The 24,389-nt window shown below is 41.7% G+C and carries 27 protein-coding genes; 24 read left to right on the top strand and 3 right to left on the bottom strand.

Translation table 11 applies throughout. From position 1 onward, the window contains the following. Positions 1 to 1,061: X2-like carbohydrate binding domain-containing protein (locus M2444_RS28810; RefSeq protein ID WP_280788707.1), on the top strand; the 1,061-nt coding region annotated here is incomplete at its 5' end. Between the two features lie 346 nt (positions 1,062 to 1,407). On the opposite strand, the gene M2444_RS28805 is transcribed toward M2444_RS28810, so the two are convergent. Then, positions 1,408 to 2,148 (bottom strand): SDR family NAD(P)-dependent oxidoreductase, encoded by a 741-nt coding sequence (locus tag M2444_RS28805; protein ID WP_094878776.1) that lies wholly within the window; start codon positions 2,146 to 2,148, stop codon positions 1,408 to 1,410. Positions 2,149 to 2,279: 131 nt separating this feature from the next. Here M2444_RS28805 and M2444_RS28800 point away from each other — a divergent pair, with 131 nt between their 5' ends. The 3 genes from M2444_RS28800 to M2444_RS28790 are packed head-to-tail and all read left to right on the top strand — an operon-like array spanning position 2,280 to position 4,269. After that, a complete protein-coding gene (locus M2444_RS28800) occupies positions 2,280 to 3,173 on the top strand; it encodes a LysR family transcriptional regulator (protein WP_280788706.1) in 894 nt (297 codons plus the stop codon). 47 nt (positions 3,174 to 3,220) lie between these two features. Then, a complete protein-coding gene (locus tag M2444_RS28795; RefSeq protein WP_280788705.1) occupies positions 3,221 to 3,523 on the top strand; it encodes a hypothetical protein in 303 nt (100 codons plus the stop codon). 41 nt (positions 3,524 to 3,564) lie between these two features. Further along, on the top strand, positions 3,565 to 4,269 hold the full coding sequence (locus M2444_RS28790) for an SAM-dependent methyltransferase (protein ID WP_280788704.1): 705 nt from the start codon (positions 3,565 to 3,567) through the stop codon (positions 4,267 to 4,269). 102 nt (positions 4,270 to 4,371) lie between these two features. Here the strand turns inward: M2444_RS28790 and M2444_RS28785 are convergent, their stop codons facing one another. Continuing rightward, the gene (locus tag M2444_RS28785) at positions 4,372 to 5,586 is read right to left on the bottom strand and encodes an MFS transporter (protein WP_280788703.1); all 1,215 of its coding nucleotides are present in this window, start codon (positions 5,584 to 5,586) and stop codon (positions 4,372 to 4,374) included. Positions 5,587 to 5,759: 173 nt separating this feature from the next. Here M2444_RS28785 and M2444_RS28780 point away from each other — a divergent pair, with 173 nt between their 5' ends. From M2444_RS28780 to M2444_RS28755, 6 genes are all read left to right on the top strand, one after another. Next, positions 5,760 to 6,044: a hypothetical protein gene (locus M2444_RS28780; RefSeq protein ID WP_280788702.1), complete on the top strand. Its 285-nt coding sequence runs from the start codon at positions 5,760 to 5,762 to the stop codon at positions 6,042 to 6,044. Further along, on the top strand, positions 6,041 to 7,003 hold the full coding sequence (locus tag M2444_RS28775) for a phosphotransferase enzyme family protein (protein ID WP_280788701.1): 963 nt from the start codon (positions 6,041 to 6,043) through the stop codon (positions 7,001 to 7,003). Before M2444_RS28780 ends, M2444_RS28775 begins: the two co-directional genes overlap by 4 nt. A 60-nt stretch (positions 7,004 to 7,063) precedes the next feature. Further along, the gene (locus M2444_RS28770; RefSeq protein ID WP_280788700.1) at positions 7,064 to 7,546 is read left to right on the top strand and encodes a DUF3888 domain-containing protein; all 483 of its coding nucleotides are present in this window, start codon (positions 7,064 to 7,066) and stop codon (positions 7,544 to 7,546) included. Between the two features lie 177 nt (positions 7,547 to 7,723). Continuing rightward, positions 7,724 to 8,059 carry a hypothetical protein gene (locus tag M2444_RS28765; protein ID WP_280788699.1) on the top strand — a complete coding sequence of 112 codons (336 nt, stop codon included), beginning with the start codon at positions 7,724 to 7,726 and terminating at the stop codon, positions 8,057 to 8,059. Beyond that, positions 8,060 to 9,208 carry a DNA polymerase III subunit beta gene (gene dnaN / locus M2444_RS28760; protein ID WP_280788698.1) on the top strand — a complete coding sequence of 383 codons (1,149 nt, stop codon included), beginning with the start codon at positions 8,060 to 8,062 and terminating at the stop codon, positions 9,206 to 9,208. 70 nt (positions 9,209 to 9,278) lie between these two features. Next, the gene (locus M2444_RS28755) at positions 9,279 to 9,899 is read left to right on the top strand and encodes a hypothetical protein (RefSeq protein ID WP_280788697.1); all 621 of its coding nucleotides are present in this window, start codon (positions 9,279 to 9,281) and stop codon (positions 9,897 to 9,899) included. Between the two features lie 107 nt (positions 9,900 to 10,006). Here the strand turns inward: M2444_RS28755 and M2444_RS28750 are convergent, their stop codons facing one another. Further along, positions 10,007 to 10,624 (bottom strand): nitroreductase family protein, encoded by a 618-nt coding sequence (locus M2444_RS28750; RefSeq protein ID WP_280788696.1) that lies wholly within the window; start codon positions 10,622 to 10,624, stop codon positions 10,007 to 10,009. Between the two features lie 264 nt (positions 10,625 to 10,888). Between M2444_RS28750 and M2444_RS28745 the strand changes: the two genes are divergently transcribed. From M2444_RS28745 to M2444_RS28680, 14 genes are all read left to right on the top strand, one after another. Further along, positions 10,889 to 11,728 carry a DUF2785 domain-containing protein gene (locus M2444_RS28745; RefSeq protein WP_481857545.1) on the top strand — a complete coding sequence of 280 codons (840 nt, stop codon included), beginning with the start codon at positions 10,889 to 10,891 and terminating at the stop codon, positions 11,726 to 11,728. 223 nt (positions 11,729 to 11,951) lie between these two features. Continuing rightward, on the top strand, positions 11,952 to 12,395 hold the full coding sequence (locus M2444_RS28740) for a helical membrane plugin domain-containing protein (protein ID WP_280788694.1): 444 nt from the start codon (positions 11,952 to 11,954) through the stop codon (positions 12,393 to 12,395). Positions 12,396 to 12,434: 39 nt separating this feature from the next. Continuing rightward, a complete protein-coding gene (locus M2444_RS28735) occupies positions 12,435 to 13,613 on the top strand; it encodes an NAD(P)/FAD-dependent oxidoreductase (protein WP_042126690.1) in 1,179 nt (392 codons plus the stop codon). Between the two features lie 160 nt (positions 13,614 to 13,773). Next, entirely contained in the window at positions 13,774 to 14,406 is a 633-nt protein-coding gene (locus M2444_RS28730; RefSeq protein ID WP_094878295.1) for an SGNH/GDSL hydrolase family protein, read from the top strand. A 365-nt stretch (positions 14,407 to 14,771) separates the two neighbouring features. Further along, on the top strand, positions 14,772 to 15,692 hold the full coding sequence (locus tag M2444_RS28725; RefSeq protein ID WP_280788693.1) for a YhfM domain-containing protein: 921 nt from the start codon (positions 14,772 to 14,774) through the stop codon (positions 15,690 to 15,692). Positions 15,693 to 15,724: 32 nt separating this feature from the next. Beyond that, on the top strand, positions 15,725 to 16,471 hold the full coding sequence (gene map, locus M2444_RS28720; protein ID WP_280788692.1) for a type I methionyl aminopeptidase: 747 nt from the start codon (positions 15,725 to 15,727) through the stop codon (positions 16,469 to 16,471). A 16-nt stretch (positions 16,472 to 16,487) separates the two neighbouring features. Beyond that, on the top strand, positions 16,488 to 17,069 hold the full coding sequence (locus tag M2444_RS28715) for a DJ-1/PfpI family protein (RefSeq protein ID WP_094871317.1): 582 nt from the start codon (positions 16,488 to 16,490) through the stop codon (positions 17,067 to 17,069). 24 nt (positions 17,070 to 17,093) lie between these two features. Beyond that, positions 17,094 to 17,918, top strand: a complete 825-nt coding sequence (locus M2444_RS28710; protein WP_280788691.1) for a hypothetical protein — start codon at positions 17,094 to 17,096, stop codon at positions 17,916 to 17,918. A 108-nt stretch (positions 17,919 to 18,026) separates the two neighbouring features. Further along, positions 18,027 to 19,286, top strand: a complete 1,260-nt coding sequence (locus tag M2444_RS28705; RefSeq protein WP_280788690.1) for an MFS transporter — start codon at positions 18,027 to 18,029, stop codon at positions 19,284 to 19,286. After that, entirely contained in the window at positions 19,283 to 20,587 is a 1,305-nt protein-coding gene (locus M2444_RS28700; RefSeq protein ID WP_094878300.1) for an alkaline phosphatase family protein, read from the top strand. Before M2444_RS28705 ends, M2444_RS28700 begins: the two co-directional genes overlap by 4 nt. 84 nt (positions 20,588 to 20,671) lie before the next feature. Then, positions 20,672 to 21,754: a nucleotidyltransferase domain-containing protein gene (locus tag M2444_RS28695; RefSeq protein ID WP_280788689.1), complete on the top strand. Its 1,083-nt coding sequence runs from the start codon at positions 20,672 to 20,674 to the stop codon at positions 21,752 to 21,754. Positions 21,755 to 21,996: 242 nt separating this feature from the next. Beyond that, positions 21,997 to 22,872 carry a YitT family protein gene (locus M2444_RS28690; RefSeq protein WP_179283763.1) on the top strand — a complete coding sequence of 292 codons (876 nt, stop codon included), beginning with the start codon at positions 21,997 to 21,999 and terminating at the stop codon, positions 22,870 to 22,872. A gap of 122 nt (positions 22,873 to 22,994) precedes the next feature. Beyond that, positions 22,995 to 23,417 (top strand): Rrf2 family transcriptional regulator, encoded by a 423-nt coding sequence (locus M2444_RS28685; protein WP_094871326.1) that lies wholly within the window; start codon positions 22,995 to 22,997, stop codon positions 23,415 to 23,417. 232 nt (positions 23,418 to 23,649) lie between these two features. Beyond that, positions 23,650 to 24,384, top strand: a complete 735-nt coding sequence (locus M2444_RS28680) for a metallophosphoesterase family protein (RefSeq protein WP_280788688.1) — start codon at positions 23,650 to 23,652, stop codon at positions 24,382 to 24,384. Positions 24,385 to 24,389: the final 5 nt, after the last annotated feature.

The raw sequence follows: 24,389 nt of genomic DNA, 5'->3' as shown, positions 1-24,389 counted from the left end.
CGGTGACAGATACGACAACACCAGTATCCAACTCCACGATAACGCCAACAACCGCAAGCTTTGATAAGAAAACTGCGAATCAAGCAGATGTAGCACTAACCATGACGCTGAACGGAAACACACTCAGCACGATCAAGAACGGAACAGCCACCCTCGTGGCTGGAACGGATTACACAGTCAGCGGATCGACGGTGACGATTAAAAAATCGTATCTAGCGACACAAGCGTTAGGAACGACTACACTGACGTTCAGCTTTAGCGCAGGAGCTACGCAATCCTTAGCGGTTGCGGTGACAGATACGACAACACCAGTATCCAACTCCACGATAACGCCAACAACCGCAAGCTTTGATAAGAAAACTGCGAATCAAGCAGATGTAGCAGTAACCATGACGCTGAACGGAAACACACTCAGCACGATCAAGAACGGAACAGCCACGCTCGTAGCTGGAACGGATTACACAGTCAGCGGATCGACGGTGACGATTAAAAAATCGTATCTAGCGACACAAGCGTTAGGAACAACAACGTTATCTTTTGAGTTTAGTGCAGGAGCTGCGCAATCCTTGGCGTTCACCATTGCAGATACGACAGTAGCTCCTACAGCAGCACTGAAGGTACAGATGTATAACGGTACATTATCTGCTTCTGGAAATACACTGAATCCAAAGTTTAAACTGGTGAATACGAGTACAAGTGCAGTTACTCTCTCTGATGTGAAATTAAGATACTATTACACGATTGATGGGGAGAAGCCGCAAAGCTTCTTCTGCGATTGGTCACAGGTGGGAAGTGCGAATGTAACTGGAGCATTTGTGAAGCTGCCAACCGCTAAAGCGGATGCGGATTATTATTTTGAGATCGGATTCACAAGTGCAGCAGGTTCACTTGCTGCGGGTGGCAGCATCGATATCCAGGTGCGTGTGTCTAAAGAGGACTGGACGAATTACACGCAAACCGGAGATTATTCCTTTAATGCGGTGGATACCAATTATGTGGACTGGAGCAAAGCACCCGTGTACGTCTCAGGTAATCTGATTTGGGGTAGTGAACCTAACTAAGAATCTTCACCAAGCATTACATTGAAAATGCTGTCCTAAAAGTAGAGATTTCTACTTTTGGGGCGGCTTCTTTTTTTGTAGAATAAGCTAAACCATGGCCAGGTGTAGGCTAGAGAATAATTAGGGAATAACTCCCTGTAAATAGCCGATTTTAGCCTTAAATGAACGAAAACAGGGAATTCCTCCCTAAAAATCAGGGGGATTTCTTTATTTTTCAGCAAATCAGCTAAATTATAGGGAGATTTTCCGTAATTACTAATTGGATGAGTAGATTTGTCAGAATTATAGGGAGAAATTCCCTAATGATTCTATCGGCGCTTCAATTGATATGCCGTTTGTTTTGTTGTTACAATGTTTGTCCACTGTCTACAGTAATGATCTGCCCGGTTATGGCTTCCTGTTCCAGAGTTGCGCAGACGAATTGAGCGATATCCTCAGTGGATGAAATACGCTGGAGCAGCAGATTAGGGGCTAATTGATGCATCTGTTCTTCTCGACCAGACCACCATCGAGTAGCAACAGCACCCGGTGCGACACAGTTCACTCTAATCGTTGGAGCTAGCGCATGAGCTAGAGATTTCGTAAGGCCATGAACAGCCGCTTTGGAGACGGCATAAGGAAGGGAGGAGCCTAATCCAGTGTTTCCGGCGATACTGCCGAGATTGACGATGGCTCCTGAGGCACTTTTATGCATATACGGTGCAACTGCTCTGGCGCAAAAAAACATTCCTTTCACATTTACAGCATATAGTTCATCCCAGACTTCCTCCGTTGCTTTTTCCAGATCACCCAGCGAAATATGTTTAGTAATACTGGCGTTATTCACCAGCAGATCAACCGTCCCAAAATGCTGAATAATCGAATGAACCATACTTCGCACTTCCTGATCCTTAGAAACATCGGCTTGTACTGCTATCGCTTGCCCACCTTGATTTATAATCGTATTCACGGTTTCATTAGCTTCTGCCTCGGATCTGGAATAGTTCACTGCAACAAAGGCTCCGCGTCGGGCTAATTCCAGACTTACAGCCATGCCAATTCCAGTACCACCACCAGTTACTAAGGCTACTTTATGGTTTAGATTCATCCTCATTCACTCCTTTGGTTGGCATATGTTGTTGATAGAGAGTATTCTATAATGATTATCGGATTTCGTATAATTGAATTAATTGAAGATTTGGTTCAATTTAATTGAACTAAGTAGTGGAGGGCTCAGGAATGGATCTAAAAACAATAAAAACCTTTCAAGCCATTGTGATTTCAGGAAGCTTTAACCGTGCAGCAGAGGCATTAAATTATGCTCAATCAACGGTCACGATGCAAATGCAGAGGCTTGAAACCGACTTAGGATGTCAATTGCTTGAGCGGGGAAAACAAATCAGCTTAACAGAAGCTGGTAGATTGTTTTATGAAGAGAGCTTACATATTGTTAAGGATATGGAGCGGCTACAGAGCCGTTTGGCCGATTTGAAGATAGGCGAGGCTGGCAACGTCCGCATAGGGGTAACGGATCCGACGGCGAGCTATCGTTTGCCGCAGTTGTTAAGTAGTTTTATGACGCAGTTTCCGAAAGTGAGGGTCTCCGTGGAGATCGCGGGAACCGCTGCACTCAGTGAACTACTTTTGCGAGGCGAAATTGATATGGCTGTTTGTTCAGCACCAGAGCTGGGGAAAGAGCTTTATTTTGAACCCTTATTTACGGAGGAATTTGTGTTACTTATGCCAGAAGAGCATCCGTTAGCTTCCAAAGAGAATATCACGCCAGAGGATTTACGGGCTCATCGGTTACTTATAACGGCAGTGAACTGTCCTTATCGCAAAAAACTAGAAAATGTGCTGCAGGAATCAGGTGGAGCACCAGTAGATACTATGGAGATTGGAAGCATGACAGCTCTAAAATATTTTGTGGAAAGTGGTTTAGGTGTCGCTCTTGTCCCTGAGATTATGCTGAATCCAGCGCCTGCAGGAACGGTATTGCGGAAGCTGGAGGGAGAAATGATTGATATGACTTGCGGAATCCTATGCAAACTTTCGGATTATCCGTTCAAGCTAGCGAGCTCCAGATTGTATCATTTTTTAAAGCAGGAACTAATCTCAACAAGGATATTTTGAATTTTAAACGAATTGTTAAGAAATAGAAAAAATAGAGAGGGCGGTGTTTGATGTTTTTTAGGAGGAAATTCAGTTTCTGGCTTTCGATTATTAGTATCATCATCTGTCTGGGTGATTATTTGGGGATTGTGATTGCAAACATCATTCTTGTGCGACTTAATCCAATTATAGATACGCTGATCTTTATGAAGCCCTTTGCAAACTGGATGGTTGATGTTAATAATACGGAATGGGCTGCAAGCAGTATACTAATCAGCGTCAAATTCCCCACGTATGTAATTCATTTTGGGACGTTCCTAATTTTAGGACTTCTTATAGATTATCTTATACATATATTTAAACAGAAGTGAAAAGCGAGCCTATTAGCCGAGATGAGGAAAGGTGAGATGAGATGAGCGGAGCAGAGAGAAAGCTTGAGTTAGAGAGGATTGTTTTTATTGGAAGGACCTTTGAAGAGTATTTGCAGATGTTCAAATTGCAAGAAGCGGATCTTGTAGGCCGGCGGATTTTAGATTGTCCTGCAGGTGCCTGCTCTTTTACAGCAATATCGAATCAGTTAGGGAGTGACGTGACTGCTGCGGATATCGCTTATTACTACTCTGCGGAAGAGCTTGGAGATAAAGGGGTTCAAGATATTGAGCATGCTATGTCTGAGTTGGATAAGGTACAGGGCAATTTTGTATGGGACTACTTCAAGTCTATAGAGGATTTAACACAAGCGAGAAGTAAGGCATTAAACGATAACATCAAGGATCAGAGACAAACCCCGAAGCGATATGTTCCTGTGATTTTACCTAATCTGCCGTTCAATGATGAGGATTTTGATCTGACATTGTCTGCGCATTTCCTATTTACGTATAATGATCGGCTGGACTATGATTTTCATCTAAGGACTGTTAATGAACTTATGCGGGTGACTAGAGGAGAGCTTCGTATTTTCCCTTTAGTTGATCTGTCTTGCAAAAGATATGAGCATCTAGATCGCCTAATAGATGAGATGGTTCAACAAGGCTTTGCTGTGGCGGAGATGGAGGTTCCTTACGAATTTCAAAAAGGGGCAAATCAGATGCTAAGCATTAGAAGAATGAAGCCATAAGATAGTAGATAGCTATAGTTTGTAAAATAAAAACGAGGGTCTCTAAGCTATTTTTATCGCTTTGGAGACACCCTCGTTTTTTTAATATTGCCCTATAAAAAATTACGCTACTTTCTCTTTGCGTTCTGCTATATAACAAGCAATCCCAAGTACCAGACCGAGTCCTACCAGAACGGCACCGACCCATGGCAGCGAAGTAATCGCAAGATGAGAAATGACCCATCCACCGATGAAGGCACCCGTTGCATTCCCTAGATTCCCTGCGGAGTGGCTAGTCGTTGAAGCGAGTGCGGGAGCGGCCTGAGCCAGACTCATGATCCGTATTTGTAGTCCTGGCATAACCGCAAAGGACACCAAACCCCAGAAGAAGATTGTAATGACCGCAGCAATTGGACTGTGCATTGTAAAGGAAAATATCGTAAGAATGACACTAACTGCAAAATAAAGTCCCACGATAGAAGGCATCAGCTTCCAATCCGCTAGCTTCCCACCAATGATATTTCCGATGGTTACACCACAGCCAAAGAGGACTAGAATCCATGTCACGCTATGCTCGGCAAATCCGGTCACCTGCTGAAGCAGGGGCGCAATATAAGTGAACACCGTGAACAAGCTGGCGTTACCAAGCGCACCGATCAGTAAGAATAGAAGCAATTTAGGATTAGCTAGCGCAGAAATTTGCTGGATTACACTAGCAGGTTTGTCTTGTTTAAGCTTTGGAATGAAAATAAGAATGCCGATTAGTGCAACGACTCCCATGACTGCTATCGCAGCAAATGAGGCGCGCCAGCCCATGCTTTGTCCAATAAATGTTCCTAAAGGAACGCCAACAATATTGGATATCGTTAAACCCGCCATCATAATAGATACGGCTCCGGCCCTCCTATTGGGCTTGACCAGATTAGAAGCGATCACTGCGCCCACGCCAAAGAAAGTTCCATGTGTTAAAGCTGTGATGATCCGAGCTATCATAAGAACGGCATAGTTTGGAGCAAATACTGAGATTCCGTTACCTAGAATAAATAATACCATGAGCAGGCATAACAGTTTCTTTTGCGGAATTCGTTGTGTAAGGATGGTTAGGATAGGAGCGCCGACGGCTACCCCAAGGGCATACATCGTAATGAGCTGGCCTGCCGTTGAAATACTAACCTGTAAATCCTTGGCTACATTTGGTAAAATACCCATGATGACAAATTCAGTCATTCCAATGGCAAAAGCGCCTACCGTAAGCGAAAGAATAGAGATGGGGAAAGGTTCTTTGCGTGTTTTTTCCACACGGGCTGGTTCCTTGTTGAGGCTTGGAATTGCGTTCATGGTGCCGATGTTCAACCTTTCTTCTGTCTGTAATGAAGCTCCACCCTTATTGAGATGATAGATCCGACATGTAGTACTGCTTTATATTATTTAGTTTTCTGAAATTATTTTCAAGAGAAATATTTATTTCAGATATTTTCATTTTAAGTAATCATAGAAGGGATGAATTATTCATGATGGATGAAGGTGTAGTTCAAGTGCTCGAATTACCGGAGATGAAGCTAATAGGCTTGAGTATTACTTCTTCTTTTGTAGGGGACGAGACGGAAAGAGTAGAAGCGATGAAGCGAGAGCAGTATGTTCATGTAAAATCCAAAGGTGATTCCTATGAGGTTCTTCATAGTTATGTAAGGGAAAACGATTTGCAAAGTAATGATCGTGCACTGGCGATTGAAGTTTATCAGTTTGCTAATCGTACATGGCCTGATGAGGTTGATGTGTACATTCCATTGCGATGAGAAATAATTATAAGCAAGCAGCTTTAATGGCGCTCCAGCACTTTGACCTCGATTGGACACAGATTCGTTTCAACCAACGATCGGACACTTGCACTTTTGTAATAGAGACCAATAAAGAGGGGACTTTTTTGCTGCGTCTTCACTCGGGGAGATCTAAAGAGGAAATTAACTCTGAAATCGCTTGGCTGGAGCTTTTGACGAGCAAAATGGATGTCCCCCTGCCGAAAGGGGTTCATGATCGAACAGGTTCTGTTACGTTCAAAGTGGAGCAAGGTAATGGGGATGGTATATATGCATCGTTAATGCGCTGGGTTGAAGGTGAACATGCGAACGAAAGACTTACCGAAGAACAAATTTACAAAGAAGGCGTTCTATTAGCCGAGCTACATAAAGCGGCACAGGAGCTTGAGTTACCTCCAGGTTTTAATCGTCCCGTGTGGGATGAACATAGCTTTAGAAAAGCAATGCTCCGATTAAAGCTGCACTACCATAGTTTTCTTTCGGATGATGAGTTCGTTAGGTATCAGTCTGCGGCTGAGAAATTATACGGCTGGTTAAGCAAGCAGCACAAAAATAAGAACAGAAGGACATATGGGGTTATCCATGGTGATTTACATCAAGGGAACATCATATTTAAAGAGGGTGAACCTCGACCGATTGATTTCGGAAGATGTGGCTGGGGATATTATCTTTATGATGTGGCACATACCATTCTAGGGCTGTATCCTTTACAAAGAGAACTGGTCATTAGGGGTTACGAAAGTGTGGCCAAGCTTGATGGGGAGTGGTTTCAGACTTTAGAGAATTTTATGGTCATGGTTATGATCGAAAATTATTGCCATTACGCACCCGACCCTAGAGAAACCGAGGGACTGAAAGCAGAACAGCCTTATGCGCAAGCGATTCTAAGGAATTATCTTAGGGGAGCTCCCTTCCTTTTTAACACCATTGAGATTTAGCGTATAAAAATAGGGCCTCATTGGGGAATTTATTAAAAGTTCCCTAAGGAGGCTGTTTTGATGAAAAAAAACTGGATTGCTCCTCTTCTTATCGCAGTGATGTTCTTGCTGGGGCAACAACCTTGCTCCGCTAATGGGTTTGTTCAACCGCCAGCCGAGGCTCCGTCCAGATCTGATTCGGAACCGAATCCAGATCTGGATTCCCGCGAGCTCATGTATAAAGACACAATGATGCTCTTTCTTTTACCCTATATTGAGAAAAAAATGGCTGAGATTTATGCGCCACTTCTAACGATAACTCCGACTGTCTATCCTTATTTAGTGGACGTTACTGATATGAAGCGAGTGAATGGGTTTCGTCGGTTCGATTTCTTAATTACACTCAACATACACCCTACAGTGGGTCCACATCTTTCCGTTGGAGAGGATACTATGACTTTTAGAATCACTCCTGGCCCTAAGGTGAAGTTAGAATCATTCAAGCATTTGAGAGACCCGAGAAAGTCTGACCTTACACCAAATTACCAGAATATCTTGAGGTAGGACGGTAATTAACTCTTACAATCACAATTTCGAACACTACCCAGCTAACTACACTCCGATCTATGGGGTGTTTTTTTGTGTGTCTAGAACGGTGGTGGATTATTGCCGTATATGGTATTATTAGAATAGTAATTATATTGATTTTAGTTACTAAATTCAAACTATGAGGTGTAAGGATTGAATGATCATAAATTCGAAGAAGAACACAGCGATGAAATTTTAAGTGAATTCAATTCTAAAATCACAAGCGATATCACAAGTAGCTCTAAGGATACAGTTAAGGTAGGCGTAGCTACTAAAGACGGGCAGTTAGGGTTTCTTTTTACGAGGGGAGGTCTTCGGGAAGGGGCTGGCAGAAAAAGCACCGGTATAACTAAAAAGGTCTCTTTGACGCTTCCAGAAAACATCTGGCAGGAGATAGAGCTGGCTTGTGAGGAACAGAAAGTATCTCGCTCCCAGGTATTTCGGAACATTATTGAGGCGCATTTTGCAAAGGAATCTAAGGAGAGTTAGGTGAGGTCTTTGCTAATCCATGTGTCAAAAGATTCTCTTAGCACTGCACTACAAGCAGCCTTAAGAGCCATATCCGCGAATAGTTCCTCCCGTGTTCTTACCGGAATATATATTCAGGCGCAAGCGGAGGGTCTGACTTTAACAGCCAGCAATATAAGAATGACCATTGAATATAAGCTTCCTGTGAAGATGGATTCGATGATTGTACACAAATCAGGTGAGATCTTAGTGCCCGCACGTTATTTTTATGAGATCATCCGCAAGCTTGACCCTGGATTAATTAGCCTGGAAATCGCAGAGACATTGATTCTAAATATCCAATCGGGCAATACCCAGTTTCGTTTATGCGGGATGGACACTGCAGAATTTCCAAGAATCCATTACATGGATCATCCAAACATCCAAAAGATACGCATGAAGAACACACTTTTGAAGCGAATATTTAAACATGTGGTTTTTGCGGTTTCTTCGTTGGAAACTAGACCTGTACTCACAGGTGTTTCACTTCAAATAGATAATCACAATATTCGCGTAGTCGCCACTGATGGCATCCGCCTTGCTCAGCATGTTGTGGAAAACGTAGAAGATTACGAAGCAAGTCCTTTAAATGTCATTATACCGGGCAGCACTATTCAGGATCTTTTAAAAATGATAAACGATAATGAGGGCAGCAGCACCCAAATCGAGATAGGTCAGAAACAAATCAGATTTATTTCTGATGGCTTGAGGGTTCAGTCTGCGCTACTAGAGGGCACATATCCCTTTGTCGATCATTTAATTCCGCAGGTGTACCTCTCCGAAGTGATTGTTAATACAGAGCGTTTGTTGCTTGTCGTTGAACGTATTGCTATATTGGCTGGTGAAAGTGTAACGCTCGGTGTACTTCCCTCCGGTATACTTCATTTAATATCCTGGACCGCCGACGTAGGTGAGGCAAAAGAGGAGATTCCATTGGAGTATCTAGAAGGTGAATATTTTCGAGCAGCTTTTAACGGGAAATATTTCAGAGACATCCTTCGGGCGATTGATAGTGAGACGCTTATCATAAGGTTTGCTGGAAAAGAAAGACCACTGGTGATACAGCCTGTAGACATGACTTCATCCACACTTTTTTTAATTACACCAATGAGGACGCAGGATGGAGGATAGTCATATGAGCTTGCTAAGAAGAGTTCTTTTCGTTGAAAAATATTATATTAATTACTTGGAGGGATGATCTGTGAATCTGTTTCAGATGGGATCAAAGCCGCTTGGGACCGAAAGAATCACGACATTTTTAGAGGATAATTATGTGAGTATCGGATATCCCGGAATAGGGGATTTGGAGAACATCAGTAAAGTGGAGCTCCGCGATCGGATGATTCATACATACCAATACAGTGAGTTGGAGCTTACAGAACATTTACAAGCCATTCATCTGTTCGTACATACGATGCAGGATGGTGATTATGTGCTGGTGTGTGATGGAGATTGGGTACATCTAGGTGATCTTGGCGATTATTTTTACAATGAATTATTTGACGCGCCAGACCTCGGTACATGCCATCGACGTGGTGTAACTTGGCTGAAAAGTCTTCCTATAACCGATCTAAACGTAGAGGTAAAAGAATTTCTTAGCGATAGTGGGATAGTTAAACAGTATAAGGGGCCGATGCCTAGTGCTCGTGTGGATCTGTGGATTACAGGTTCTTCTGATTCAGAGCAAGCGGTGATTAATCGAGTGCATGTGGATGAAGAGACTATATCAATGGCGCTCGATATTTTGAAGGAAGCTCTTGTTAGTGAGAGCGCCGAACGACGGGAACGAGCAGCGATTGCAATTCTTCAGTATGCTAAGTAGTGGAAAGAGGTTTAAGCTCCTCATCCTTAGTAAAAAAAGCGTTCCGTCCGAACTTCAATATCGGATGAAACGCTTTTGTTATATCTATCGATATCTTCCTGTAACCCTTAGATAAATTCAACGAATTCATTGACCGGCTTGCGATAGCCACGTGGTCTGATTTTATGTTTCTTGTCTTTGCCAATTGTAATCAGCATAACCGGTACCATATGATCGGGTAGATTTAAAGTGGATTGAATGGCTTCCGGATCAAAACCGATCATCGGGCAGGTATCCCAGCCTTTATCTTTGGCAATCAGCATGAAGTGCATGGCAGACAGGGAGGCATTTCGTATCGCTTCATCTCTTTGAAAAGCATCCTTTCCTGCGTAAGCATTGTTAATCGTTTCAATCTCTGCATCATAATCCTCTGGGCTCATCGCCCCTAAAGCTTTAAGTCCACCGTAGATTTCTGGAGCTTTCAAATAAGCATGTTTATCTCCGAGTACTACAATTACCGCTGAGGCGGAATGTATTTTATATTGACCGTAAGCCGCCTTACGAATCTCTTCTTTTAAATTCTCATCAGCAACCACTTTATAATTGGTATGTTGAAGATTATAAGCCGATGGAGCCAATCTGGCGTAAGAGAACATTTCCTCTAGTTCATTCTGAGGGATCTTCACCCCTTCAACAAAATTCATAGCAGACCTGCGGGATTCAATTAAATCTGTAAAAGTGCTCATGAGTTATTCCTCCATATGTGTATGTATTTGCTTGTTAATTATAAATAGGTGATATTTATAAATGAACTAACTATTAGTTACTAACTCAAAATAGCACAGTTAATTATATTCGTCAATGATTAAATTCATTTCATTTACATTCAGCTATCGAAGTACTTTGGAGTGTCGAAGAATAAATACTACGTTGTAAAATATTAGGATGTAAATTAGGATATTAGGATATAAAAAATTTAAATTGCTTTTATTAATGAAAGGGTGGGAATGTTGAACGATACTAGAGCGCAGTTGATAATAGACCTGCAAAGAATTGAAGAGAACGATTACGATCTTAGAAGTGGGGAGCAATTAAGGGATTATGTGAAATTGATGCTTGAGTACATAGGAGATCCTCAGCCGAAGCTAAGAGATGACTTGATCTATTCCACCTTCTACAAATGGATTAACGAGAAACAATGGTTTAGTGATGCGGAGCTTCGTGAGCTGCTCCTGATTCTTCTTGATGAGCAGCATTTGTTCTATCACATTGGCAGTAAGGACGATTCGGCTGTGTTCACCAGAACATTTTCTGTACTGGTCGTTGCGCTTATTCTTCAGCGGCATAGTGAACAGGGGTTGTTAGATAGCGCTGCGTTTACAAATGTGAAGGAATCCTTGATTAGATATTATGAGGAAGAACAGGATTTACGAGGATTTACACCTGAAGCAGGCTGGGCACACGCTGCGGCCCATGGCGCAGATGCTTTGGATGAACTGGTACTGTGCTCAGAGAGTGATGCAACGATCCGGGAAGAGGTTCTGGCAGTGATCCAAAGGATGCTTTACAACGATCAGTACATATTTAGTGATGAAGAGGATGAACGGATCGCTACGATTGTAGCTACAATGATAGATCATCATTTACTTGCAGAGCTGTCTATAGTGGATTGGATCGGAAGTTTGGAGCAATGCGGAGGGTGGCCGCGAAGTCGTAACAAGTATGTCGCTCGTGTGAATACAAAGAATTTCCTTCGTTCACTTTATTTTAGGTTGCTTCCAAAGAAGAATCCGGATATGGTATCCGTTATATTGAAGGCGGAAATGAATTTGAATGAATTTACTGAATAAGCATTTACTCAATAAGCATTTACTCAATCAAATGTGTATAAATGATATCAAGAATTTTAACTATCCCGTTTTAATGTAATAAAAATCACAAAACTTTAGAGAAATTCAAAAACTTTGTGACATTTATAACTTGATAAGTGCTATAATAGAAATATGGCGTCACAAGTTATTATTTTTTTATTACTACTAAGCAGCAAAGCTTATTTGCAGAGGAGATTCGGATATGTCAGAAACAATCACTCAAACAACCCCTGAACAAGAATCACCAAAATTAGCTGTCACTCAAGAACAAATGAATGTTCTGGAGCAGCTATTGAAACCTGAAGTTCAGGAATCGTTAACGGTTCTAGTGGAACAGTTGCCAAAATTAACAGAGCTTGCCGGCGTGCTCACAAAGTCATATGACTTTGTTCAAACTGTCGCTGCGGATGAAGTCTTGAAAAGTGATACGGTAAGTGCAATTAAAGAACTTGCTGAACCTGTGGTGCATTCGGCGAAGAATATGGCAGCTACAGTGATCGAAGCGCAAGATCGTGCGAATGAAAGCAAAGAAGTGATCGGTGTATTTGGTCTAATGAAGATGCTTAAAGATCCACAAGCACAGAAGCTTTTCCGTTTTGTAAATGCTTATCTTCAAGTCGCCGGCGAACGCATTCAGCAGAAATAATATTTTTTATATCTCATTCGTAAGGACGGAGGAAACATCATGTCTAAACATATTGTCATTCTAGGAGCAGGTTATGGTGGTCTACTAAGCGCCTTAACTGTACGCAAGTACCTGAAGAAAGACGAAGCTAAAATTACAGTCGTTAACCAATATCCTACACATCAAATTATTACAGAATTACATCGTCTTGCAGCGGGTAGTGTTGCAGAGGGTGCTGTTGCTATGCCACTGGCTAAGCTTTTTGCCGGCAAAGATATCGACCTGAAAATCGCAAAGGTTAACTCTTTTTCTGTTGAGAACAAACAAATTACACTATCTGATGGTGTGACATTGTCCTATGATGCTCTAGTTGTGGGTCTTGGAAGCACTACGGCTTATTTCGGCATTCCAGGTCTTGAGCAATACAGTATGGTATTGAAATCGGCAGCGGATGCTAACAGAATTCATCGTCATATTGATGAGCGTATCCGTGAATATGCGAAGTCTAAGAATCCAGCAGATGCAAGCATCCTAATCGGCGGCGGTGGCTTAACAGGTGTTGAACTTGTTGGTGAAATCGCTGATGTGTTGCCAACACTCACTAAGAAATATGGCGTAGATCCTAAAGAAATTAAACTGATGCTCGTTGAAGCAGGTCCTAAGATTCTTCCAGTATTGCCAGATGCACTGATCGAACGTGCAGTGGCTAGCTTAGAAAAACGTGGTGTTCAATTCTTGACAGGTCTACCTGTTACGAATGTAGCGGATAATGTCATTGACTTGAAAGATGGTCAAAAAATTGTTGCTAACACCTTCGTATGGACTGGCGGCGTACAAGGAAATCCACTGATTGGTGAATCCGGTCTTGAAGTGAACCGTGGTCGTGCAACGGTAAATGAATTCTTGCAATCCACATCTCACAAGGATGTATTCGTTGCTGGCGACAGCGCTGTTGTCTTTGCCGAAGATGGTCGTCCATATCCACCAACTGCACAAATCGCTTGGCAAATGGGTGAATTGATCGGGTACAATCTTTATGCATACTTGAAGGATAAATCATTTGAATCCTTTAGTCCGATCAACTCAGGTACGCTTGCCAGCTTGGGTCGTAAAGACGGTGTAGCCATCGTTGGTGCTAGCTCAACACCGCTAAAAGGCTTGCCTGCAACCTTGATGAAGGAAGCAAGTAATATTCGTTACTTGTCTCACATTAAAGGATTGTTTAGCTTAGCTTATTAATTGTATTATTGGAAAACCTGCTCTAAATAGAGCAGGTTTTTTTTGTTGATCTCTAGTGGTTTCTACCATGAATTGTTAATGATTGTCCTGGTACGTAGTAATCATTTTTGATATACTATATTGGCTAATATTAACAGTGGAAATAGGGGAGGATTACGTGATGTTATTCCGACAAAACGATGTCATTCTGTTTCAAGGCGACAGTATAACGGATTGGGGTCGCAATTATGAAGATGCGTCATCGCTTGGTGTAGGCTATGCATTGATGATCGCCGCTCGTCTGGGGCATTTATATCCTGAGAAGAATCTTACGTTTTATAATCGTGGAATTAGCGGAAACCGTGCAGTAGATTTGCAGGAACGCTGGGAGAAGGATTGCCTGAATCTGAAGCCGACTTGGGTATCCTTATATATTGGGATTAACGACACTTGGCGCCGCTTTGATTCTGGTCAGGAAACAACGCCTGAACAATTTGAAGCTGCCTATCGTGACCTGATCGAACGCACGCAGCATTCGCTGGCTGCTAAATTAGTCTTAATCGAGCCATTCGTGTTGCCTGTCCCAGAAGATCGTAAAACCTGGCGCCAGGATCTGGACCCTAAAATTCACATTGTTCGTGAACTGGCACGTGAATATGGTGCATTGCTTGTTCCGCTGGATGGCCTGTTTGCTGCGGCATCCGTGAAAGCAGAACCTGCTTATTGGGCTCCGGATGGAGTACATCCATCACCTGCGGGTCATGCGCTTATTGCAGAGGCTTGGCTTAAGACGGTAGGCGCAATTCAAGCTTAATCGTCTGATCGTATCACTACATATTTACTTGATTCTATAAGACTAGAACCACTCATTAAAGGAGCAGGTTATAGTCTTTTTTTTAAAAATATAAGAATTTATATGTTCCATGTTATAAATTATCCTTATATTTCTCGCTTAAACACTTGTCGCCCCTATAGGGATGCGAAAGCGTTTATGCTTGTAACGGTTCGGAAAGCCGATTTCTTTATATTTATGGACGCTGTTATAATTGGATTATGTTTCTTTTCTTGGAGGCGGTCCGCATTAGGCATTTACTGTGTGTTGTATCATTGGTAGTGGTTACGTTGTTAAGTGGATGTAAGAATGATGTGGGCTTCATCAATGCCAGGTGGATCACCGGAGTGTCATTAACCTCAGTAACAACCAGTGATCAGAATCAAGCTGACCAATCAGAATATTCTGAGACCCTGATGCTGAAGGACTCCACTCTGATTAAGACACTTGCGGAAGCTATGAACAAGAGCAATAAATTGTTGGGAGAGCTGGATTGGGCTCCTGAATTTAAAATGAAGCTTGTTTACGGTGATGGCTACTCGAAGGAGTATTACATAGCAATAGGTGATGAACCCGGCTATAGAGGAGTATTTACTACAGCCGAGAATGGTGGTCAGGGCTACTCTATTCCGGTGAAGAATTCGGACCAATTAAGGAAACTCATTTTTGGGGCAGCAGATAAGGCGAACATTGAACAGACGGAGTCGTTGGAGTCATCGGTCAAGGTTAAAGGGCCAGTAACAATATCACATAATGACCTCTCTTCGGTCACTACTAGAGCCGAATTCTTGGATCTGCAGCTTTTAGATGGAACCTACAGTGAGAATTGGACAACACCAGGTCCGTTGATGGGAAGAAATTGGAGTGGCCGATTTGGGCTTGCGCTTATCGATGATCAAGGAAGAACTTTGTATCGTTTTCCGCTCAGCGAACATTTTGAGGACCCCTTAATATTTAATGATTTTTTTCAAATTCAGTTTGAGGATTATAATGGCGACGGCGATCCGGATTTTACGATTGGTCAGTACGGATCCAGTAACGGTTACTTCTATAAGCTGTTTACGCTTAGGAAAAATAACAGTATAGAGGAATTAGAGACCAAACCAGACTCTGATTTGTTTATCAGCAGTCCTAAGGGGTATTCGATAAAGCTTGATAAAGTGGATGATCATAGCTTCAAGAGAAGTTATTACGATAATGTAGCGGGTAAACAGATGGAAGATATTTTTCAGTGGAATGGAAGTGCATTTCAGAAGTTAGACAAGTGATTCATACCAGAAGTGAGAGGAATGTGTGATAGATGACGAGTGATACCATACAAGATTTAGAAGGGCTAAAAGCCATAGGGAAAGTAGTAGGACATACCATCGCCGAGATGAAAAAGAAAGTAACTCCAGGTATGACAACAGCGGAGCTTGATAGCATTGGAGCTAAAATTCTAGCGGAATTCGGAGCATCTTCAGCCCCGATGAAAACGTATAATTTTCCAGGCAGCACCTGCATCAGTGTGAATGAAGAGGTTGCACATGGGATTCCTGGTCCTAGAGTGATTAATGCTGGTGATTTGATCAATATAGATGTATCTGCTGAGCTAAATGGATATTATGGGGATGCCGGAGTTTCGTTTCAATTACCACCTTATAATGATGATATTCTTCGTCTATGCCAGAGTGCAGAGGAAACTATGATGAGCGTGATCAATCATCTGAGAGCAGGGATGAAGGTCAATGAGATTGGCAGAATGATGGAACTCGAAGCTCGGAAACGCGGCTATAGAGTGGTACGTAATCTGTGCAGCCACGGGATTGGCAAATCACTCCATGAGAAGCCTTTTGAAATCTTACCATTCTACAATCCAAGAGTGACTACAGTATTAAAAGAGGGACAGGTGATTACAGTTGAACCCTTTCTCTCAACTGGGGCAGATTACGTGGAGCAACAGTCGGATGGATGGACACTAAGTGTTGTAGACAATGGCCGGGTAGCACAGTTTGAACATACGATTATTGTGACTAAAGGTGAGCCTATCATCCTAACCAAACCATAAAGAGGAGAGTGCGAAATTGAAAATCGCCTTTATACTTTTTGACGGGATTACGTTCTTAGATTTTGCGGGGTTCTATGATGTAATTTATCGATTGGGGCAATTTGAAATCGGCAAAAATTTGTCTTGGGATATATGTGCAGCGTCGGAGGAAGTGACGGATGAGTTAGGTTTCACAGTTAAAGCTGGAAAAGTGCTGCCAGTGCTTTCGGAGTATGACATGGTATTTGTACCTGGAGGAATGGGGACACGTAAACTCCAGTATGATGAAGCTTTTGTATCGTGGATTGCAGGTGCTCACAATGTTCCTTATAAGGTATCCGTCTGCACAGGCTCACTGCTGCTTGGGGCTGCGGGGCTGCTAAAAGGGAAAAAAGCTACTACCCATCCATCTGCCTATGAATTACTAAAACCTTACTGTGAAGAAGTCTTAGAGACCCGTATTGTGCATGATGGTAATGTGATTACAGGTGGTGGAGTTTCCACTTCCATTGATCTGGGGTTATATCTGATTTCACACTTGGCTGGAGAAGCAGCAAAGAATTCGGTAAAAAAGCAGATTGATTATCCATATGAGATGCAGGGGATTGTTCGAATCTGAAGTTAAATACCGGAGGGATCAGAGATGGCTGGACAAAAAATGATGGTTATGCTGTTTCAGCAATGGGTAAGCGATACAGAACAGTGGGTACAACTTAGAGATTTGCTGATGAAGGAGAGCAATCTTCCCGGGCCGCGAGTGAATTTGGAGCTCTCAGGAAATTTTTCCGAATATTTCGCTCATCCTAAACTAACAGAAACAGACTGGGAGTTTCTTATTTCATGGGCTAATCTTACAGAGGCAGAAGCTGGGGTGAATGATCCCCGTGAGTTTCTGCCGTTTTGTGCGGTTAGAGCGCTGGGTGCTTATTACAGCTACGCTAAAGAAGATCAGCAAATTATGATTCAGAGCATCATTAAGACAGCTATGAACGACTCCAGGTGGAGGATGCGTGAAGCGTCTGCTATGGCGCTGCAAAGTATAGGGGAGGATGATTTTGCCCTTGTCAGGCAGCTGATCGACATGTGGGAGGAGGGTGCGAATGGGTTTGAACAACGAGCTTTTGTAGCAGCGTTAGCTCATCCTCCTCTTTTAAAAAAGAAAGAGAATACGCTTTATTGTCTTCAGTTGGCTACTCGAATCATCGAGAGTATGGGGAGTGGGGAAGTGCAATATGAGGAAGCTGAGCATTTTCGTGTATTATCTAAGGGACTTGAATACAGCTTAAGTGTATTTGTGGCGAGTGAACCTGAAGCGGGTTTTGCCATGCTGGAGAAATTTGCTAAGAGCCCTGATCACCGGATTATTAAGATTGTGAAGAGTAATCTTGGTAAGTCACGTTTGAGTAAAAAGTATGCTCTACAAGTTGCTGAGATCCTCAAGAGTTTGACAATACAGGAGAGAACATGAGGATCGGCTCTCCATTGGAATTATGAAGTGTAGTTTTACATACATTTAACATGCCACATATGCTTAAGTGATATAACTGAAGGAACTAGGTGAAAAGGTGGCTGTTAGATGAAACTAAGTAAAGAGGAAAAATCATGGATTTTATATGACTGTGGAAATTCGGCTTATTCGATGGCAGTTACAACGGCTTTACTGCCCATTGTTTTTGGGATGTTTTCGAATGTTAACAGCAGCATGGATTTGGGGTATTTTAATTCCATAGCGAGTATTCTGGTGGCTATCCTTAGCCCGATTTTAGGGACGATGGCAGATTATAAGGATAAGAAAAAACGCTTCTTCATATTTTTCTCATTGATCGGCGTGATAGCTACTGCTTCGCTGGCTTTCGTTGCACCTGCGAGTGGGCAGTGGCAGTTATTGATTGTTTTTTATATTTTGTCAGTCATAGGTTTTGCCGGGGCCAATATTTTTTATGACTCTTTTCTGGTGGATGTAACCACGGATGAAAGGATGGATAAGGTATCCTCAAAAGGGTTTGCTTTTGGATATATCGCCAGCGTCATTCCATTCGGTATTAGCCTACTGCTGATTCTGTTTATGGGAATGGATAAATCGGTTGGCTATCAGATTGGATTTATAATCACCGCCCTTTGGTGGGGACTGCTGACCATGCCTATGATCAAGGATGTGCAGCAAAGATATTACATAGAACCTGAACCAAAACCGATCATTAATAGCTTTAAAAGACTAGGGGACACGTTTAAAAATGTCAGACAGCATAAAGTAGTATTTGTATTCTTGATCGCCTACTTTCTCTATATTGATGGAGTAGATACCATTATTAAAATGGTAGTACCCTATGCGACATCGGTTCTGGGTGCGGATGCTTTTGATACCTTTACTCTACTGGGAATCTTATTAGTGATCCAGATTATCGCATTTCCATGTGCTATCCTGTACGGTAATCTCGCTAAAAAATACTCCGCTAGAACGATGATCATTGTGGGGATTTTTACATATATCATTTCCTGTATCGCGGCTTACTTTATTACTTCAGTGTGGCATATATTTATTTTGGGAGCGCTAATTGGTTCTGCCCAGGGAGGGATTCAAGCGCTCAGCAGATCTTATTATGCTAAGATTATTCCTAAGGAAAAATCCAATGAATTCTTTGGGTTTTACAATATCTTTGGCAAGTTTGCGGCGATTGTTGGTCCTGCTGTAATGTCTTTAACGACTACCCTGACAGGCAACGCTAAATTTAGTATTTTAGCGATTATTCCACTATTCATTATTGGATTCTTCGTATTTATAACTTTACCTAAAGAGCAGCTTGAACAAGATGAACCGAAGGGACTTATCCTATGAAGTCAAGCGTAGAACAAACGGCAATGGCCAAATATCTGATTGTCATCTCTTACGATGCCTTTTCAGAAGATCAATGGGAAATGGCCAGCCGTCTTCCAAACTTATCGAAATTGATAAAGAGCGGAGCACATAGTAATCAATTAAAAAGTGTATATCCTACGCTCACTTATGTGGTGCACACTACGATAGCAACCGGTGTATATCCAGATAAGCATGGTATCCATCATAACAATCCGTTTCAGCCGTTTGTGAAGGAGAAGGAGCAAAGCTGGTTCTGGTTTAGAAATGCGATAAAGGTGCCTACGATTTATGATGCTGCGCGCGAGCATAACTTAAGTACCTCTGGAATCCTCTGGCCGGTATCAGGGAAATCCTCCATCCAATACAATATCCCTGAAATCAGAGCCATCAATAACGAAAACCAGGCACTGAAGGTGTTGAAAAGCGGGAGCCCCTTATATTGTATCGAAATGGAGCTGAAATACGGCCGGCTTCGAAAAGGGATTGAGCAGCCCTATCTGGATGACTTCACGACAAAGTGTGCGATAGAAACGATTAAGCGCAAAAAGCCAAATCTTCTTATGATGCATTTGATTGATCTGGATGACGCCAAGCATGTCTACGGCACTGACAGCGATGAAGTGATGCAGGTAATCACACGTATGGATAAACGGTTAGGTGATATTATGCAAGCAGTGGATGATGCCGGAATAAAGGAGGATACGATTTTTTTGGTATTGGGTGACCATGGCCAGTTCAATGTTAGGTATAAAGTGCATCTGAACAACCTTTTGCAGGAAAAAGGGTTGATCTATGAAGATAACGGCGAAATGAAGTGGAGGGCTTACTTTCAGTGTGGGGGCGGAGCCGCTTATCTGCATATTAAAGAAGGTGATGAAGAAGCTGAACAATTAGCGTTAGCTGTTATTCAGGAATATATGAAAGATGACGCTTCAGGTATAGAGGAAATGTATACTAGAGAGCAGCTGAATCAACTTCATGTGGGCCCATCCGCTAAATATATGCTTGAAGCTAGGAGAGGCTATTGTTTCGATGAGAGCATGGATGAACCTACGATTGTTGATTTGAACAAACAAGGGATTAAATATGCTACGCATGGCTACTCTCCCAATAAAGAGGATTATAGATGCAACTTGGTGATCTCAGGGAATAAGGTGAAAAGTGATTTTCCTATAGGGGATCTGGAAATGGTAGATATAGCTCCTACGATGGCAAAGATTTTAGGGATTGATTTTAATCCTTGTGACGGAAGAGTTTTAGATGAAATTTTCTTGGTATAGATTGAATATATATAAAGTCGGAATATTTACTTGAGCCATATCCATCTACAATGGAATTAAATTGAATTTAGAGGTGGATTGGATATGGATGCTGGTATTAGACAAAAAATTTTAAATAAAAACGACAGACTTATTCATATGGTTATTGAACGTGCTAAGAGAGATTTTCCTGATGACATTGCAATCATTGGGCTTACAGGTTCTTTCAGTACCGGAGATTTTCATGAAAAAAGCGATCTTGATCTAATCATAATTAATAACACGGCCCAAGGCTGGGGGATATCTTCATGTTTTATTTTGGAGGATGTTGGCTACGACATATACTGTACGCCATGGGAAACAAGGATAGAAGAACAAGCGAATCTTGAGAGTCCGATGATTTCGTGTCTAATAGATCTAGAGCTGTTATATTGTGCGAAACCTGAATATCTGGAAAAGCTAAATTTATATAGACAAAGAGCACTCGATGCTTTGGCAAAGCCTATAGGGAGTGAATGTATTAGTAGAGCGAAAAAGAGTATAGACATAGCAAAGCAAGAATATACAAATACATTACTTTTTGAAGATATCGGAGCAGTGAGATATGCTTCAAGCGAAGTTGTATACAACTTGGTGAATGCGCTAACACATTTGAACAATACCTATTTTAAAAGGGGACTTAAGAGATATCCGGAGGAAATAGCTACGTATCGGTATATTCCTGATGATTTTGAAAATAGATATTTAGCTGTGATTGATGCGAAGACAATCGTTGAAATCAGAAGTGCATCCTATAGATTTTTAGAAAGCGTTAATAATTTATATAATAAAATGTATAAGACTTTTGTGATTCAGCCTATTCCAACCTATGATAATCTTGGTGGCAGCTATGAGGAATTATGGTGTAACAGCCGTAATAAGGTTATAGCCAGTGTGGAATCAAATGATAAATCTTATGCTTATTATGCAGCCATGGGCACACAAAATTTTCTTGATGAAATGACAGAATCAAGGGGAACAAAAAAGTTTGATCTTATGCAGTGTTTTGATTCAGATCATCTGCATTTATTTAAAGAGCAGTTCCTGCAGGTCATGGATGAATATTTGGAAGAATACAATAAGGTAGGAAGGAAAGTTGAGCGATACGATAATTTTGAGGAATTATATAACGAATATATGAAGGTATGATAGATAAGAATACCAGATTACCAGATTACCAGATTACGAATTTTCGTAGTCTGGTTTTTCATTTTTTATGGAACGATAAAATTATTTTAAGTCATCTGGGTAAAATAATCGATAGTATACTAGCGGCGACTGATTTGCAAAAGTGGTGACATTTATTATAGACTATTTTTTATCGGCTTTTGTCCAGTGGATGTTATTCACTTGCAGTGATATAAAAAACTAATTTGAAGCGGGGAAATGGAATGCATAGTATAAGACAGCATCAAAAATCAAATAAACTGAAGATATTTTCAAAAGTCATATTAATTATTATAGGGGCACTTATTACTTCATATGGTCTGGAGTCCGTATTAATCCCTAACAATGTTTCAGATGGTGGTGTGACAGGCCTAAGTATCGTGGGCTCACAGCTGTTTGGATTACCGTTAGGGCTGCTAATTGTTATAATTAACATCCCTTTTGTTTGGCTGGGATATAAGCAAATTGGTAAAAGCTTTGCTATTTATTCCATTATTGGTATTGCTTCACTAGCTATTGGTACAAGCCTTATGCACCATGTGCCAACGATTATTGAAGGGGATACATTATTAATTACTGTTGTAGGCGGGATTATCATCGGTTTTGGTATGGGTTTAGCGTTACGTAATGGTGGGGCGTTAGATGGGATCGACATGTTGGCTGTATTGCTTTCACGAAAAATACCTTTTGGGACAAGTGATCTAATCTTATTCCTAAACATGTTTGTCTTTATTGTTGTTTCAACTGCATTTGGTCTACAAGGGGCGATTCTATCCGCACTTGCTTATTTTATTGCTTCTAAAGTGATTCATATTGTTGAAGAAGGACTGAGCGGTTCTAAAACGTTTAAAATCATCACCGTTCAGCCGGAAATCATGGTAGAAACGATTCGTGACCGATTGGGTCGCGGGGCAACCTATACAGATGCTTACGGTGGTTACTCGAATGAACAATTCAAAGAAATCACCTGTGTAATTAACCGTCTGGAAGAAAGCAAAATCAAAGAAATCATTCATGAAATTGACCCTAACGCTTTTGTCGTAGTATATGATGTTGCAGAAGTTAAGGGCGGTAATTTCAAAAAGCATAATATTCATTAATTACGATCCTGAAGTGACATCTCCTCCGTGTTTGACAAATGCATAAAATGTAACTATTATTGTTGCATCTGATTAATGCACTTGTTAATTGTACGACAGTAAGGCAGAAGGAGAGATTTATAGTGAACATTAGCACCCGATTTGCGGTAGCCATTCATATATTAACGTTAATCGACAGTAATAAAGAGGGCAAAAGTACCTCGGAGTGGATAGCTGGTAGTGTGAACACGAACCCTGTTGTTATCCGCCGGCTAACGAGTATGCTGCAAAAAGCAGGACTGGTAACAGCCCGCCCTGGAGTCGCAGGAGCCTCGCTGTCACGTAGTGCCGCTGAGATTACACTGCTTCAGATTTATAAGGCAGTAAACGCGGTGGAGGAGGATTCGTTGTTCTCAGTTCATGAGCACCCTAACCCTGAATGTCCAGTCGGCAAAAATATAGCTAGCGCCATTGTACCCGTATTCTCTCTCGCGCAAAAGGCAATGGAGAATGTCCTTCAAGAGGTTACTTTGGAGCAGATTGTGAATGAAATGCCTGAAATATAACCATCTCATATCGCAACTTAGAATGAAGACCACAACATGTGCTAACATGCTTGTGGTCTTTTTTTTATTAGAAATATATCTTTCATGCCATTTCGGGGATTGAGAGCAGTGACTCAAAGAAGGGAAGTAGGGCGTAATCATAGAATCTGTATTTAGAAGGCAGAAAACAGATAATACTTCATATAGGGAAACTCTAAGATGGTGAAGTGGAAAAATGAACGGAGGATTTACAGTGGAACAGATCGCATTAATCTCAGATATTCATGGGAATGTCCCGGCTTTGACAGCCGTATTAGAGGATATTAAGCAGCGTGGAATTAGCAGGATATTGTGCCTAGGGGATATTGTTGGAAAAGGGCCGAATTCAGATCTAGCCGTTGATATCATTAAGAACAATTGTGAAATCAGTGTTATGGGAAACTGGGATGATCTAATGAATCAGGATGTTGATTTTGAGATGGCCCAGTGGTGCCGGGAATTGTTAGGGAAGGACCGTTTGGCTTATTTAGGCACATTACCGTTCTCGATTGAGTTTATGATGAGTGGTAAGTTTATCCGATTATTTCATGCTTCGCCAAGAAGTTACTATGAACGGATTCAGCCTTGGGATGATTATGAGAAGCGACTGTCTATGTTTGGTTATTCCGATCTCTGTCAGGAGAAACGACAAGCGGATATCGTAGGCTATGGGGATATTCACAATGCTTTTATTCAACATTTAGAAGGGAAGACTTTATTTAATGTGGGCAGTGTGGGGAATCCTCTTGATGTCACTCAGGCATCATATGTGATTTTGGAGGGGGAGTATGGGGGCCTGACAACAGCATCTTTGAATATACAATTTGTAAGAGTTCCTTATGATATTGAGTTAGCCATTCAACAAGCCATAGATGCGATTATGCCAGCCACAGAGCCCTATATTCGAGAGCTTAGAACTGCGCAGTACAGAGGGAATGGTCGGGGATAATTTAA

This window comes from Paenibacillus sp. PastF-3, assembly GCF_029893135.1.
Lineage (GTDB): Bacteria > Bacillota > Bacilli > Paenibacillales > Paenibacillaceae > Paenibacillus_AQ > Paenibacillus_AQ nitricinens.
Note: the sequence above shows the minus strand (reverse complement) of the source record. Positions and strands in the feature narration are given on the sequence as shown.

What these genes read in the sequence shown, in the direction of transcription:
- M2444_RS28740 (WP_280788694.1), top strand. Translation starts at nt 11,952, where the DNA reads ATGTCAGAAACAATCACTCAAACAACCCCTGAACAAGAATCACCAAAA.
- M2444_RS28700 (WP_094878300.1), top strand. Translation starts at nt 19,283, where the DNA reads ATGAAGTCAAGCGTAGAACAAACGGCAATGGCCAAATATCTGATTGTC.
- M2444_RS28705 (WP_280788690.1), top strand. Translation starts at nt 18,027, where the DNA reads ATGAAACTAAGTAAAGAGGAAAAATCATGGATTTTATATGACTGTGGA.
- map (WP_280788692.1), top strand. Translation starts at nt 15,725, where the DNA reads ATGACGAGTGATACCATACAAGATTTAGAAGGGCTAAAAGCCATAGGG.
- M2444_RS28710 (WP_280788691.1), top strand. Translation starts at nt 17,094, where the DNA reads ATGGCTGGACAAAAAATGATGGTTATGCTGTTTCAGCAATGGGTAAGC.
- M2444_RS28790 (WP_280788704.1), top strand. Translation starts at nt 3,565, where the DNA reads ATGAGCGGAGCAGAGAGAAAGCTTGAGTTAGAGAGGATTGTTTTTATT.
- M2444_RS28805 (WP_094878776.1), bottom strand. Translation starts at nt 2,148, where the DNA reads ATGAATCTAAACCATAAAGTAGCCTTAGTAACTGGTGGTGGTACTGGA.
- M2444_RS28690 (WP_179283763.1), top strand. Translation starts at nt 21,997, where the DNA reads ATGCATAGTATAAGACAGCATCAAAAATCAAATAAACTGAAGATATTT.
- M2444_RS28785 (WP_280788703.1), bottom strand. Translation starts at nt 5,586, where the DNA reads ATGAACGCAATTCCAAGCCTCAACAAGGAACCAGCCCGTGTGGAAAAA.
- M2444_RS28770 (WP_280788700.1), top strand. Translation starts at nt 7,064, where the DNA reads ATGAAAAAAAACTGGATTGCTCCTCTTCTTATCGCAGTGATGTTCTTG.
- M2444_RS28780 (WP_280788702.1), top strand. Translation starts at nt 5,760, where the DNA reads ATGATGGATGAAGGTGTAGTTCAAGTGCTCGAATTACCGGAGATGAAG.
- M2444_RS28695 (WP_280788689.1), top strand. Translation starts at nt 20,672, where the DNA reads ATGGATGCTGGTATTAGACAAAAAATTTTAAATAAAAACGACAGACTT.
- M2444_RS28730 (WP_094878295.1), top strand. Translation starts at nt 13,774, where the DNA reads ATGTTATTCCGACAAAACGATGTCATTCTGTTTCAAGGCGACAGTATA.
- M2444_RS28775 (WP_280788701.1), top strand. Translation starts at nt 6,041, where the DNA reads ATGAGAAATAATTATAAGCAAGCAGCTTTAATGGCGCTCCAGCACTTT.
- M2444_RS28800 (WP_280788706.1), top strand. Translation starts at nt 2,280, where the DNA reads ATGGATCTAAAAACAATAAAAACCTTTCAAGCCATTGTGATTTCAGGA.
- M2444_RS28735 (WP_042126690.1), top strand. Translation starts at nt 12,435, where the DNA reads ATGTCTAAACATATTGTCATTCTAGGAGCAGGTTATGGTGGTCTACTA.
- M2444_RS28750 (WP_280788696.1), bottom strand. Translation starts at nt 10,624, where the DNA reads ATGAGCACTTTTACAGATTTAATTGAATCCCGCAGGTCTGCTATGAAT.